Consider the following 13527-nt stretch of genomic DNA (forward strand, 5'->3'; position numbering starts at 1 on the left):
ATCCGGGCACCGGGGATACCGCGATGTCACGTCTTCGGCTCAGGGGCGCGGCTGGGGCTCCGCCGTCGGGCCCTTCACCACGGGCCGGCCGTCGGTCCAGACCACCTCGTCGAGCCAGACCTGGCGGCCCGGGTCGGTGCTGCCCTCCTGCCCGGGCGGCCAGGCGTGGTACAGCAGCCAGGTGCGGCCGTCCTTGGAGACCATCGAGGCGTGGCCCGGGCCGGAGGCGACCGCGTTCGACCTCAGGATCGGGTTCTCCGCGGCCTTCACGCACGGCCCCGTCGGGCTCTCGCAGACCGCGTAGCCCTCGGCGTAGCTCGCCTGGTCGTAGGCGTTGGCGGCGAAGAAGAGCAGCAGCTTCCCGTCGTGCCGGTGGAAGAACGGGCCCTCGATCAGCGTGCCCTCCCACGGCTCGGTCTGCTTGAGCAGCTTCGTCGGCGTGCCGACCAGCCGCAGCCCGTCCGGCGAGAGGCGCTGCGACCAGAGCCAGGTGTCCACGCCGATGGCGTTGCCGTCGTTCTTCCAGAGCAGCCACAGGCTCCCGTCGGCGTCCCGGTACGGGCTGGCGTCGATCGAGCCGCCCAGCTCCGCCTGGCAGAGCAGCGGCCCCTCCGCGTCGTCCCGGTACGGCCCGAGCGGGGTGGCCGCCACCGCCCGGCCGAGGCACTGCCGGCCGGAGGCCCGGTCGGCCACCGTGTAGTAGAGGGCGAACCGGTCCGGGGCGAGCTGGATGACCTCCGGCGCCCAGGTCTTCCCGGCGTCGGCCCAGGCCGGCAGCTCCGGCAGCGCGTCACCGGCCGGGGTCCAGTCGACCAGGTCGGGCGAGGTGAGCACCGGGACGTTCCGGCCGCCCGAGTTGGTGTGGAACAGGTACCAGGTCTCGCCGACCCGGATCGCCTGCGGGTCGGGGGCATCGGTCCGGACGACCGGGTTGGTGTACACGGGTGCGCCCTCCGGCGTACTCGACGGGGTTTCTCCGCTGCTGCAACCGGCGACGAGCAGCGCGGCGGTCAGGGCCGCCGCGCCGCGTCGCCGGATCCGCCGGTCGATCATCCCTTGAGGCCGCTGCGGGACACGCCCTGGATGATGTGCCGCTGGGCGAGCACGAACAGGATCAGCACCGGCACGCTGGCCAGCACCGCCCCCGCCATGATCACCGGGTAGTCGGTCACGTAGGCGCCCTGGAGCAGGCCCAGACCGGCCGGCAGGGTCAGCCGCTCGGGGCTGAACAGCACGTAGACCGGCCACAGGAAGTCGTTCCAGTTGGTCAGGAACGACAGCACCGCGAGGGTGGCCAGCGCCGGCTTCGACAGCGGCAGCAGCACCCGGGTGAAGACCTCCCACTGGTTCGCCCCGTCCAGCACGGCCGCCTCCTCCAGCTCGGCCGGGATGGAGAGGAAGAACTGGCGCAGGAAGAAGACGCCGAAGGCGCTCGCCGCGCCGGGCACCACCACCACGGTGAGGCTGTCGATCCACCCCAGCTGATCGGCGATCACGAAGTTCGGGATGATCAGCGAGGTGGGCGGCAGGAACAGCGTCCCGACGATCAGCGCGAAGCTCAGCTTCCGGCCCCGGAACCGCAGCCGGGCCAGGGCGTACGCGGCCATCGACGCGGTGACCAGGACCAGCAGCGTGTGCAGGCTGGCGGCGAGCATGCTGTTGACGAACCAGCGCAGCACCGGGTTGGCGGTGTTGCCGAGGATCTGGTCGTAGCCGTAGGTGGAGAACGGGTTCGGCAGCCAGCTCGGCGGATCCTGCTGCGCGTCGTCGTACGTCTTCAGGGAGGTCAGAGCCATCCAGACCAGCGGGGTCACGAACACCGCGGTGATCAGGACCAGCGCGGCGTAGCGCACGGCCCGACGCACGTTCGTCATGGTCGTCCCCCTCAGTCTTCCCGGTAGCGGAACAGCCGGAAGTTGACGATGCTGACCACCGCCAGCATCAGCGCGAAGAGCACGCTCATCGCGGACGCCTGGCCCACGTCGTAGTTGCGCAGCCCCTCGTCGACGATCCGCCAGACCACCGTCCGGGTCTGCTCACCCGGCGCGCCCTGCGTGATCAGGAAGGACTGCCCGAAGACGTTCGCCGAGGCGAGGATCGTCGTGGTGAGCACGAACAGCAGCACCGGGCGCAGCCCCGGCAGGGTGACGTGGCGGAACCGGTCCCAGGCGCCCGCGCCGTCGACCCGCGCCGCCTCGTACAGCTCGGCCGGGATGTCCTGGAGCCCGGCCAGGTAGATCACCGCGTTGAAGCCGCAGGTCCACCAGACCGTCACGCCGACCAGGGACACCCAGGCCCACGGCACGTCGGTCACCCAGGGGGTGTCCGCGGGCAGCCCGACCGCGCCGAGCAGCCGGTTCACCAGGCCGAGGTTCGCGTCCAGCAGGAAGCGCCAGAGCAGGCCGATCACCGCGACGCCGAGCACGTAGGGGGCGAAGAAGGCGGCCCGGAAGAACGTCCGGCCGGGGAACTTCTCGTTCAGCAGCAGGGCCAGGCCCAGCGGGACCACCACCAGCAGCGGCACCGACAGCACCGTGAAGATCGCCGTCGCCCGGACGGCGGCCCACCAGTCCGCGTAGTCCGCCGAGTCGCTGGAGAACAGGTCGCGGTAGTTCTCCAGCCCGACGAACGGCCGGTTCGGCAGCTGGAGGTCCCACTGGTGCAGGCTGAACCAGACCCCGAACAGGATCGGCGCCAGCCCGAAGACCAGGAAGAGAACCAGGTACGGCGCGAGGAAGAGGTAGGGCGTCGCCCGGTGCCCCCGTTCCGTCACGCCCCGGCGGCGGGCGCGGCCCGCCGGGGGCGGCGCGTCACCACGCGCCGCCCCGACCTCGATCACGTCCGCCACGGCGGATCAGCTCCCGTACTTCTTGCGGTTGTCCTCGAGCTGCTTGTTCGCCTTGGCCACGCCGTCGTCCAGCGCCTGCTTCGGCGACTTCTTGCCGAGCGCGGCCTCGTTGAAGGCGTTGTAGAAGGTGACCATGACCTCGCCGAGACCCGGCGCGGCCGGCGGGAAGGCGGCGTACTCCAGCTCGGGAGCGAGCACGCTGATCTCCGGCAGGGCCTTGAACTCGGCGCCCTCCCTGACCTCCTTGCGGGCCGGGATCTGGCCACCCTTGGCCCAGTCGAGGGAGTGCTCGCTGAGCCAGTTGATGAAGACCTTGGCCCCGGAGACCTTGTTGTTGTCGGCGCTGCGCTGCTTGACGATCGTGAAGTTGTGCGAGTTCGCCCAGGCGGCCTTCTGGCTGCCGATCTGCGGCAGCGGCGCGACGCCCCACTGCAGGCCGGCGCTCTTCTTCAGGTCGTTGATCTGCCAGATGCCGTTCCAGTTGAAGGCGTTCTTGCCGCTCTTGAGCGCCAGGTAGTCGGCGTCCTGGCCCACGTTGGCGGGGGAGAAGCCCTGCTTGATCATGTCGACCAGCCAGGTGCACGCCTCGACGGCCGGGTCCGAGTTGAAGGTCGCCTTCGCCACCTCGCCGTCGAAGAGCGTCCCGCCCCACTGGTGCAGGAGGCTGTAGAAGGTCATGCCGCCGGTGAACTGGAACGGGCTGACCCAGAAGCCCTGGATGCCCGACTTCTTCAGCTCGGTGAGCGCCGCCGTGTACTCGTCCTTCGTCGTCGGCGGCTTGTTCGGGTCGAGGCCGGCCTTCTGCATGACGGCCTTGTTGTAGTAGAAGCCCAGCGGGTGCATGTCCAGCGGGATGCCGTACCGCTTGTCGTGGTAGAGGCCGCCCTTCCACACCGTCGGGGCGAAGTCGCCCTCGCTCAGCTGCAGGGCCGTGGCCACGTCGTCCAGCTCGGTGATCACGCCGCGGGCGGCGAAGGTGGCGAGCTGGTCCATGTGCATGACCGCGATGTCCGGCCCGTTGCCGCTGGAGACCGCGCCGGGCAGCTTGCTGTAGTAGTCCTGCCACTCGTAGGTGATCACGCTGACGGCGATGTTCTGGTGCTCGCTGTTGAACTGCTCGACCAGCTTCTTGAAGATGTCGCCGTCGCCGCCGGTGAAGCCGTTCCACAGCTTCAGGTCGACCTTCGGGCCGGTGTACGCCTTGCCGCCGTTGCCGGCCGCGGTGGACCCCTTGGTGCTGCTGCCGCCGCCGCAGCCGGCCAGCGTCAGCGTGGCCGCCGCGCCGAGCCCGACGCCGAGGCCGAGCAGCCGGCGCCGGCTCATCTCGTTCTGGATCATGCTTACTCCTTGGGGGACGGGATGCAGTATTGCCTGGTCACGACTGAGGTGCGAAGCGCAGCAGGTTCCAGGAGCAGGCGGGCAGCGCCACGGAGCACCGGCCGCCGTCGGGGGTGGGGGTGGTGAGCTGCCGGGGCGTCACCCGGGTGGGCTCGGCCTCGGTGTTCGTGGCGGCCGGGTCGGCGCCGGCCGCGAGGGTGACGTGTTCGACCGCGCGCAGGCCGGGCAGGCCGCGCAGGTCCAGGTCGACCGGGAGCTCGTTCGGGCCCCGGTTGACCGCGAAGACGGCCAGCTCGCCGGTCTCCTCGTCGTGCACGGCGACGGTGTCCAGCACCGGCACCTCGCCGTACCGCTTCGTCTCGTAGGTCGGGCCGACCGGCTCGGTGCGCAGCACGGTGCCGCGCGCGTGCCGGGCGGTCAGGGCGAACGGGTGGAAGATGCTCTGCCGCCAGGCCGGCCCGCCGGTCCGGGTCCGGATCGGGGCGATCACGTTGGCGAGCTGGGCCTGGCAGGCCACCCCGACCCGGTCGGCGTGCCGGAGCAGGGTGATCAGCAGGTCGCCGACCACCACCGCGTCGACCGCGGTGAAGTCGTCCTCGATGAGGGCCGGCGCCTCGACCCAGCCGCGCCGGTCTAGGTCGGCCTGGAGGCGGGACTGGTACCAGACGTTCCACTCGTCGAAGGAGATCTTCAGCTTGCGCTTCTGCCGCTGCTTCGCGGCCACGTGGTCGGCGGTGGCGACCACCTCGCGGATGAAACTGTCCATGTCCACGGCCGAGGCCAGGATGCTGGCCCGGTCGCCGTCGGACGGGTCGTAGTAGGTGTGGGCCGAGATGTAGTCGACGTGCTCGTAGGTGTGCTCCAGCACGGTCGCCTCCCAGGAGGCGAAGGTCGGCATCCCGCGGTTGGAGCTGCCGCAGGCGACTAGGCTGATCGAGGGGTCGATCATCTTCATGGCGCGGGCGGTCTCCGCGGCGAGCCGGCCGTACTCGTCGGCGGTCTTGTGGCCGACCTGCCACGGGCCGTCCAGTTCGTTGCCGAGGCACCAGAGCCGCACCCCGTACGGCTCCTCGGCGCCGTGCTTGCGGCGCAGGTCGGACAGCTGGGTGCCGCCCGGGTGGTTGGCGTACTCCAGCAGGTCGCACGCCTCCTGCACGCCGCGGGTGCCGAGGTTGACGGCCATCATGGGCTCGACGCCGGCCTCGGCCGCCCAGGTCATGAACTCGTCCAGCCCGAAGGCGTTGGTCTCGACGGTCTTCCAGGCCAGGTCGAGCCGGCGCGGGCGGTCGCCGACCGGGCCGACGCCGTCCTCCCAGCGGTAGCCGGAGACGAAGTTGCCGCCGGGGTAGCGGACGACGGAGACGCCCAGCTCGCGGGTCAGCTCCAGCACGTCGCGCCGGAAGCCGCGCGGGTCGGCGTCCGGATGGCCCGGCTCGTAGACCCCGCCGTAGACGCAGCGCCCCATGTGCTCGACGAAGGAACCGAAGAGGCGACGGTCGGCCGTGCCGACGGTGAAGGTCGGGTCGATCGTCAGCTGCGCGTTCGGCACGGGTGCCACCCTTTCCTCGGTGCTGTCCCGGTGACCTCGGTCACCGGTGTCCCTGGTTTGTACAACGTTGTAAGCAACGATGTAAAGGGGTCGTTACGTCGTCGTGACGCGGTAGAGTGCGCCCCAGCAGTCACCCGGGAGGAAGTTCAGTGCGGCACAGGCTCAAGGACGTCGCGGAACGGGCCGGCGTGTCGGTGAAGACCGTCTCCAACGTGGTCAACGGCTACCAGCACGTCCGCGCGGACACGCGCGCCCGGGTCGAGGCGGCCATCGCCGAACTCAACTACCGGCCCAATCTCTCCGCCCGCAACCTGCGCAAGGGGCGCACCGGGGTGATCGCCCTGGCCGTGCCCGAGCTGGACATCCCCTACTTCGCCGAGCTGGCCCGGCACGTGGTCACCGCCGCCGCCGAGCACGGCTGGACGGTGCTGATCGACCAGACCGGCGGCGGCCCCGAGCAGGAACGCAAGGCCGCGAGCGGCATCGGTGACCACATGATCGACGGCCTGATCTTCAGCCCGCTCGCGCTCACCGCCGACGACCTCGCCGGCCTCGACGGCATGCCCATGGTGCTGCTCGGCGAGCGGGTCGACCACGGCCCCGCCGACCACGTGGTGGTCGACAACGTGGCCGCCGCCCGGGAGATCACCACCCACCTGGTCGGGCTCGGCCGCCGCCGGATCGCCGCGATCGGCTCGCAGCGCACCCCCGAGGGGGCCAGCGCCCGGCTCCGCCTGACCGGCTACGCCGCCGCGCTGGCCGACGCCGGCATCGCGTACGACGAGCGGCTGGTGGCGCCCGCGCCGGCCTGGCACCGCGCGGACGGCGCGGCCGCCATGCGGCACCTGCTCTCCACCGGGGTACGCCCCGACGCCGTCTTCTGCTTCAACGACACCCTGGCCCTCGGCGCGCTGCGCGCCCTGCACGAGGCCGGCCTCCGGGTGCCCGACGACGTCGCCGTGGCCGGCTTCGACGACATCGAGGACGGCCGCTTCTCCATCCCCACCCTCAGCACGGTGGCCCCCGACAAGGAACGCATTGCCCGCCTGGCGGTAGAACTCCTGGCCAACCGCCTGACGGCCGACCCGGAAACCCCACCCCGCGAACTGGTGGCCCCACACCGCCTGGCCCTCCGCGAATCCGCCCCCTGACTCGCCCCTCCTCGGCCCGGCGCGCCCCGTCTCGATGATCATGAAGTTGTTGTCCTCGCCTGCGGCGTGTCGTGGCAACAACTTCATGATCGACGCGCGGGTGGGTCAGTCGAAGAAGCGGGCCAGGTGGGACTTCGGCGGGGGTGGGGCGTCCGGTGCCAGGGGGGTCAGGTCGGCGAAGATGGAGGCGCCGTCGCAGCCCACGTGCAGCGGGTACCAGCGCGGGGTGCCGGGCGGGCGCTGACCGCAGACGCCCTTGATGGTCTGCACGTCCAGCAGGCGGACGTGGGTCGGGTCGGCGACCGCGTTCACGTGCCGCCACCAGGGGCTCATCACGTGCAGCACGCCACCCGGGCGCAGCACCCGGTGGCACTCGTCCAGCAGCGGCAGGAAGTCGATCAGGTGCTCCAGGATGTGCACCGCGAAGAACACGTCCACCGAGTCGTCGGCCAGCGGCAGGGAGCCGGACAGGTCCGCCACCGCGTTCACCCCGGGCGCCGGGTAGATGTCCAGCCCCAGGTTGCCCGGCCACTGCTTGGTCGCCCCGCAACCCAGGTCCATCACCACGGGCGCGCGCCCGGCGACGCTCACCCGGCACCAGACGCCGAGCACCCCGGCCAGCCGGCCCACCAGGTCCCGGACCAGCCGTAGCTGGGCCGGGTCGGCGACCGCGCCGTCGAGGTGGGCGACGCCCCGGTCGAAGCGCACCTCCACGGTCAGCCCGCGCAGCCGCTCGTCGTGCCGGGCCAGGTCGGCCCACGCCTCGGCGAGGAAGCCGTCGACCTCCCGCAGCCGCTCGCCCGACAGTGCGGATTGCGCCATCGCCACCATGCGCCCACCTCCGGGCGGCGCGATACCCGCATCCCCGCCCGATATGCCTCACCTGCCCGAATCCGGGCCGCCGCCAGCCGGCGGCGGCGGTCAGCCGGCGATGGTGCGGCGGGCGGTGCGGGAACCGCGCATCCGTTGGCGGGGCTGCGAAGCGGCCGCCTTCGGCCGCTTCAGGTGGTAGCGGTGCAACTCGTTGTTGCCGGGCAGCGACGGGTCCTCGCTCATCGCGACCAGTTCCCAGCCCTGGTCACCGGCCCGGTTCAGGTGGGCCAGCGCGGTGTCGCCGTACGGCGTGACGTCGATCATGGAGCCGTCCGGGCCGTACCAGATGAAGACGACCTCCCACCCGATGTCGGTGGTGGCGGCCTGGCGGCGGCGGACCAGCAGCGCGTACTCCCACTTGAGCATGGGGTCATTCTCACCCCGCGCGCCCGGGTCGGCACGGATCAATCCTCGGCGATCCGTCCGTCCGCCACCCGCAGCCGCCGGTTCACGCTCACCGCGTCCAGCATCCGCCGGTCGTGGGTCACCAGCAGCAGGGTCCCCGGGTAGCCGGCCAGCGCCGATTCCAGCTGCTCGATCGCCGGCAGGTCCAGGTGGTTGGTCGGCTCGTCCAGCACCAGCAGGTTCACCCCGCGCCCCTGCAGCAGGGCCAGCGCGGCCCGGGTCCGCTCGCCGGGGGACAGGGTGGCCGCCGGCCGCAGCACGTGGTCGGCCCGCAGGCCGAACTTGGCCAGCAGCGTCCGCACGTCCGCCGGGTTCAGGTCGGGTACGGCAGCGCCGAACGCGTCCAGCAGCGGCTGGTCGCCGAGGAAGAGCCCCCGGGCCTGGTCCACCTCGCCCACCACCACGCCCGGGCCGAGCGCGGCGTGCCCCTCGTCCAGCGGCAGCCGGCCGAGCAGCGCGGCCAGCAGGGTGCTCTTGCCGGAGCCGTTCGCCCCGGTGATCGCCACCCGGTCGGCCCAGTCGATCTGGAGGTCCACCGGGCCGAGGGTGAAGTCGCCACGGCGTACGACGGCGCCCCGGAGCGCGGCCACGACGGCGCCGGCGCGGGGCGCGGCGGCGATCTCCATCCGCAGCTCCCACTCCTTGCGCGGCTCCTCGACCACCTCCAGCCGCTCGATCAACCGCTCGGTCTGCCGGGCCTTCGCGGCCTGCTTCTCGGTGGACTCGGAGCGGAACTTGCGGCCGATCTTGTCGTTGTCGGTGGCCTTGCGGCGGGCGTTCTTCACGCCCTTCTCCATCCAGGACCGCTGCGTCCGGGCCCGCGCCTCCAACTGGGCCCGGGTGCCGGCGTACTCCTCGAACTCCTCGCGGGCGTGCCGGCGGGCCACCTCGCGCTCCTCCAGGTAGGCCGCGTAGCCGCCGCCGAAGTGGTTGACCTGCCCCTGGTGCAGGTCCAGCTCGACGATCCGGGTGACCGTCCGGGTGAGGAACTCCCGGTCGTGGCTGACCAGCACCGTGCCGGCGCGCAGCCCGGTGACGAACCGCTCCAGCCGGTCCAGGCCGGCCAGGTCCAGGTCGTTGGTGGGCTCGTCGAGCAGGAAGACGTCGTACCGGCTCAGCAGCAGCGAGGCCAGCCCGGCGCGGGCCGCCTGGCCGCCGGACAGGCCCGTCATCGGGTGCTCCAGGTCGACGCGGAGCCCCAGCTCGGCGGCCACCTGCTCGGCCCGCTCGTCCAGGTCCGCCCCGCCCAGGTCGAGCCAGCGCTCCAGCGCCGTGGCGTACGCGTCGTCCGCGCCCGCCGCGCCGGCGGTCAGCTCCTCCGTGGCGGCGTCGAGCGCCGCCTGCGCCGCCGTCACCCCGGTGCGGCGGGCCAGGAAGTCCCGGACCGTCTCGCCCGGCCGGCGCTCCGGCTCCTGCGGCAGGTAGCCGACGGTGGCGGCCGGCGGGTTCAACGCCACCGAGCCCTGCTCCAGCGGCTGGAGCCCGGCGAGGGTGCGCAGCAGGGTGGACTTGCCGGCGCCGTTCACCCCGACCAGCCCGACCACGTCGCCCGGGGCGACCACCAGGTCCAGGTCGGTGAAGAGGAGGCGGTCGCCGTGCCCGGCGGTGAGGTCCTTGGCGATCAACGTGGCGCTCATGAGGAGACCGAGCCTACCGGCGCGGCGAATCGGTTGACCCGCGCTCGGGGCCGGTCCGGGGTGAGGAAGACTCACAGCCGTGGTGACCACTCTGGCGATCGACTGCGGGGGCGGCGGGATCAAGGCCTCCGTGCTGGACGCCGCGGGGACGATGCGGGCCCGCCCCCTGCGCGTTCCCACGCCGTACCCGCTGCCGCCGACCCTGTTCGTCAAGACGCTGCTGGACCTCGGCGGCCGGCTGCCCGCGGCGGACCGGCTCACCGTCGGAATGCCCGGCATGATCCGGCACGGCGTGGTGGTGGCCACCCCGCACTACGTGACCCGCTCCGGCCCGCGCAGCCGGGTCGACCCCGACCTGGTCGCCGAGTGGTCCGGGTACGACGTGCGCAGCGCCCTGGCCGAGGCGTTCGGCGTCCCGGCGCTGGTGCTCAACGACGCCGAGGTGCACGGCGCGGGCGTGGTCGCCGGGACCGGCTGCGAACTGGTGCTGACCCTCGGCACCGGGCTGGGCAGCGCGCTCTTCGACGGCGGGGTGCTCGCCCCGCACCTGGAGCTGTCGCACGCCCCGGTGCGCTGGAACACCACCTACGACACCTACGTCGGGGAGCCGGAACGGCGGCGGCTCGGCGACGCGTTCTGGTCCCGGCGGATCCGCCAGGTCGTGGACGGCCTGCGGCCGGTCTTCCGCTGGGACCGGCTCTACCTGGGCGGCGGCAACTCGCGGCTGATCCGGCCGGAACAACTGGCCCGGATGGGCGACGACGTCGTGGTCGTCCCGAACACGGCCGGCATCGTCGGTGGTGTCCGGGCCTGGGACCTGGTGGGCGACCGGTTCGACCCGACCCCCTGAGCGCGATCACACCCGAAGGAACACTCGCGGTACGGCTGGTGTTGTGCCAGCGTCGGACAAAGGGCTGGCGCGACACGAGGAGGTGCGTCGAGTGGATCTTCTGGCGGAGTACCGGCGGGCGACCATGTTCTTCGAAGCAGGTGACCCGACCGGAGCGGCCCGGCTGCTCGAGCCCATCGTCGAGGCCGAGCCCGGCAACTCCTCGGTCCGGCAGCTGCTGGCCCGGGCGTACTTCCAGTCGGCCCAGCTCAACCGGGCCGAGGAGCAGCTGCGCGAGCTGGTCGACCGGGACCCGAGCGACCACTACGCGCACCACGTGCTGGGCCGGACGCTGGAGCGGATGAACCGCCCCGCCGACGCGCTGCGGCACCTGCGCATCGCGGCGGCCATGTACTCGACCAACGCCGACTACACCACGGCGCTGCGCCGGGTGGAGGGCAAGGTCGGCGGCCGCTGACGGTCGACCACGAAGGGCAGCCCTGCCGGGCTGCCCTTCGTCGTACCTACGATGGGCTGGTGAAGCTCAAGCTCGACCTCCACGACATCTACAACCGCGGCCACGACATCGACCGCGCGCTGCGCGGGATCATGGACGAGGCGGTGGCGAAGAAGGCCACCCTCGTGGAGATCATCCCCGGCAAGGGGTCCGGCCAGCTCAAGAAGAAGGTGCTGCGCTTCCTCGACCAGAAGGACGTCAAGCAGCTCTACCACCGGGTCGAGAAGGACTCGAAGAACTTCGGCCGCCTCTTCGTCCACTTCCGCTGGAAGTAGGAGCGGGCATCGGCGCCGGTCGTCTTCGGGCAGCGCGGTTCACCGGCCCGGCAGAGCCGGCGTCACCAAAGTTCGCAGTCCGGGGGATGCGCGGCGTACGGGTTGGTATGCCTGTGGGGTGGCGGAGCGTGGGAACAGCGAGCAGTCCGCAGCAGACGGCGAGGGGCCGACCGAGGATGGTGGGACGGCGCCTCGACCATCGCCGGCGGCGCGGCTGGGTCTGCTGCTCGGCGCGTTGGGGGTCGTCTACGGCGACATCGGCACAAGCCCGCTGTACGCGCTGAAGACGGTCTTCACCCTCGACCGCAGCCTGACCCCGGACGCTCCCGACGTGTACGGCGTGATCTCGTGGGTCTTCTGGTCGATCATCCTGATCGTGTCGGTGAAATACGTCATTTTCGTCCTGCGGGCCGACAACGAGGGCGAGGGCGGAGTGATGGCCCTGGCCGCCCTCGCGCGACGGGCGCTGATCAAGGCCGGCGAAAGGCGCGCCGCCGCGGTGCTGGCGCTCGGGGCCTTGGGCGCCGCTCTGTTCTACGGCGACAGCGTGATCACCCCGGCGATCTCGGTGCTGTCGGCGGTCGAGGGGCTGGAGGTCATCTCCCCGCGGTGGGCGGTGGTGGTCCTGCCGGCGTCGGCGGTGATCCTCACCCTGCTCTTTGCCCTCCAGCGTTGGGGTACCGGACGGGTCGGGGCTGTCTTCGGGCCGATCATGCTGCTGTGGTTCGCCTGCCTGGGCGTCGCCGGCGCGGCCGAGGTGGTACGTCACCCGAGTGTGCTGGCCGGGCTGTCACCGACGTACGCCGCCCTGTTCGTCGTGGAACACCCGGTCATCGCGTTCATCGCGATGGGCGCCGTCGTGCTGGCGATCACCGGCGCCGAAGCTCTCTACGCGGACATGGGGCACTTCGGCCGCGCCCCGATCCGCCGGGCCTGGTTCGCGATCGTGTTTCCCGCGTTGACGCTCAACTACCTCGGCCAGGGCGCGCTGATCCTACGCACACCGGAAAGCCGGCAGAATCCGTTCTTCCTGTTGCTCCCGGACTGGGCGCAACTGCCGATGGTCCTCGTGGCCACCGTGGCCACCGTCATCGCCTCGCAGGCCGTGATCACCGGGGCGTTCTCGGTTTCCCGGGAGGCCATGCGGCTGGGCTTCCTGCCACACCTGCGCATCCGGCAGACCTCCCGCCGCGAGTACGGGCAGATCTACGCCCCGGGAGTGAACTGGAGTCTGTTCGCGGCGGTCCTGGTGGTGGTGTTCGCGTTCGGCTCGTCCACGAACCTTGCCGCCGCCTACGGGGTTGCGGTGACCGGCACCTTCATGATCACCACGACCCTGGTCCTGGTGGTGGCGCGGGCGCGGTGGCGCTGGGGCACCGGGCGGCTGGTGCTCTTCGGGGTCGTCTTCGGCAGCATCGAACTGACCTTCTTCACCGCGAACCTGGCCAAGGTCACGCACGGCGGTTGGCTGACGCTGCTCATCGCGATCTGCCTGTTCACGGTCCTGCTGACCTGGCGGCGCGGGGCCGACCTGGTCACCGCCCGGCGGACGGAGCGGGAAGGACCGCTCCCCGATTTCATCGACACCCTGCACGCCACGAACATCCCCCGGGTGCCGGGCACCGCGGTGTTCCCCCACCCGAACAAGGAGACGACGCCGCTGGCACTTCGCGCGAACGTGGCTCACAACCACGTTCGGCACGAGAGGATTGTGATCATCACCGGTCGTACCGCCAACGTCCCGCACATTCCTTGGGACGCACGGCTGACGATCGACGACCTCGGCGACCCGGATGACGGCATCATCCACATCACCGCCGTCTTCGGCTTTCAAGACCCCACCGACTTCCCCGAGGTCCTGCGCCGGGCCGCCGTTCACCCCCTCGCCAGGGGGATAGCCCTCGACGAGGTCTCCTACTTCGTTTCGAGGATCACCCTGCGTTGCACCCGTCAGCCGGGTATGGCCGTCTGGCGAAAACGTCTGTTCATCGCTCTCGCCCACAACGCCGCCAGCCATGCCGAGTTCCTGCACCTGCCCGAGGAACGCACCATCGTCCTCAGCGCCGAGGTCCCGGTCTGAACCTGCGATCGCGTCGCAGGTCAAC

At 71.5% G+C, this 13527-nt stretch carries 13 protein-coding genes; 5 read left to right on the forward strand and 8 right to left on the reverse strand.

Annotated features, from left to right (window positions below):
• Positions 1–39: 39 nt before the first annotated feature.
• The 5 genes from NLX85_RS11705 to NLX85_RS11725 are packed head-to-tail and all read right to left on the reverse strand — an operon-like array spanning position 40 to position 5735.
• The gene (locus NLX85_RS11705; protein ID WP_254334455.1) at positions 40–1053 is read right to left on the reverse strand and encodes a glycoside hydrolase family 43 protein; all 1014 of its coding nucleotides are present in this window, start codon (positions 1051–1053) and stop codon (positions 40–42) included.
• On the reverse strand, positions 1050–1874 hold the full coding sequence (locus NLX85_RS11710; RefSeq protein ID WP_254334457.1) for a carbohydrate ABC transporter permease: 825 nt from the start codon (positions 1872–1874) through the stop codon (positions 1050–1052). Before NLX85_RS11710 ends, NLX85_RS11705 begins: the two co-directional genes overlap by 4 nt.
• A gap of 11 nt (positions 1875–1885) precedes the next feature.
• Positions 1886–2848, reverse strand: a complete 963-nt coding sequence (locus NLX85_RS11715) for a carbohydrate ABC transporter permease (RefSeq protein ID WP_254334459.1) — start codon at positions 2846–2848, stop codon at positions 1886–1888.
• Positions 2849–2854: 6 nt separating this feature from the next.
• Positions 2855–4186, reverse strand: a complete 1332-nt coding sequence (locus NLX85_RS11720) for an ABC transporter substrate-binding protein (protein ID WP_254334461.1) — start codon at positions 4184–4186, stop codon at positions 2855–2857.
• Positions 4187–4223: 37 nt separating this feature from the next.
• On the reverse strand, positions 4224–5735 hold the full coding sequence (locus NLX85_RS11725; protein WP_254334464.1) for an alpha-N-arabinofuranosidase: 1512 nt from the start codon (positions 5733–5735) through the stop codon (positions 4224–4226).
• Between the two features lie 149 nt (positions 5736–5884).
• On the opposite strand from NLX85_RS11725, the gene NLX85_RS11730 reads away from it, so the two are divergent.
• Complete coding sequence (locus NLX85_RS11730; protein WP_254334465.1) at positions 5885–6886, forward strand: LacI family DNA-binding transcriptional regulator; 1002 nt, start codon at positions 5885–5887, stop codon at positions 6884–6886.
• Between the two features lie 105 nt (positions 6887–6991).
• Here NLX85_RS11730 and NLX85_RS11735 read toward each other — a convergent pair whose 3' ends face one another.
• The 3 genes from NLX85_RS11735 to NLX85_RS11745 all read right to left on the reverse strand — a co-directional run bounded on the left by NLX85_RS11735 (position 6992) and on the right by NLX85_RS11745 (position 9801).
• Entirely contained in the window at positions 6992–7717 is a 726-nt protein-coding gene (locus NLX85_RS11735; protein WP_254334467.1) for a methyltransferase domain-containing protein, read from the reverse strand.
• A 90-nt stretch (positions 7718–7807) separates the two neighbouring features.
• The gene (locus NLX85_RS11740) at positions 7808–8125 is read right to left on the reverse strand and encodes a hypothetical protein (RefSeq protein WP_254334469.1); all 318 of its coding nucleotides are present in this window, start codon (positions 8123–8125) and stop codon (positions 7808–7810) included.
• A 38-nt stretch (positions 8126–8163) separates the two neighbouring features.
• On the reverse strand, positions 8164–9801 hold the full coding sequence (locus NLX85_RS11745; protein ID WP_254334471.1) for an ABC-F family ATP-binding cassette domain-containing protein: 1638 nt from the start codon (positions 9799–9801) through the stop codon (positions 8164–8166).
• Positions 9802–9880: 79 nt separating this feature from the next.
• Here NLX85_RS11745 and NLX85_RS11750 point away from each other — a divergent pair, with 79 nt between their 5' ends.
• The 4 genes from NLX85_RS11750 (at position 9881) to NLX85_RS11765 (ending at position 13502) form a co-directional block, all read left to right on the forward strand.
• A complete protein-coding gene (locus tag NLX85_RS11750) occupies positions 9881–10651 on the forward strand; it encodes an ROK family protein (RefSeq protein WP_254334474.1) in 771 nt (256 codons plus the stop codon).
• Between the two features lie 91 nt (positions 10652–10742).
• Positions 10743–11108, forward strand: coding sequence for a M48 family metallopeptidase (locus tag NLX85_RS11755; protein WP_148430834.1), 366 nt, complete (start codon positions 10743–10745; stop codon positions 11106–11108).
• 59 nt (positions 11109–11167) lie between these two features.
• Complete coding sequence (locus tag NLX85_RS11760) at positions 11168–11422, forward strand: Smr/MutS family protein (RefSeq protein WP_046564396.1); 255 nt, start codon at positions 11168–11170, stop codon at positions 11420–11422.
• A 223-nt stretch (positions 11423–11645) separates the two neighbouring features.
• Positions 11646–13502 (forward strand): potassium transporter Kup, encoded by a 1857-nt coding sequence (locus tag NLX85_RS11765; protein WP_254335529.1) that lies wholly within the window; start codon positions 11646–11648, stop codon positions 13500–13502.
• Positions 13503–13527: the final 25 nt, after the last annotated feature.

Origin of the sequence: Micromonospora sp. A3M-1-15, from assembly GCF_024213425.1 — a bacterium.
Taxonomy (GTDB): Bacteria; Actinomycetota; Actinomycetes; order Mycobacteriales; family Micromonosporaceae; genus Micromonospora; species Micromonospora chersina.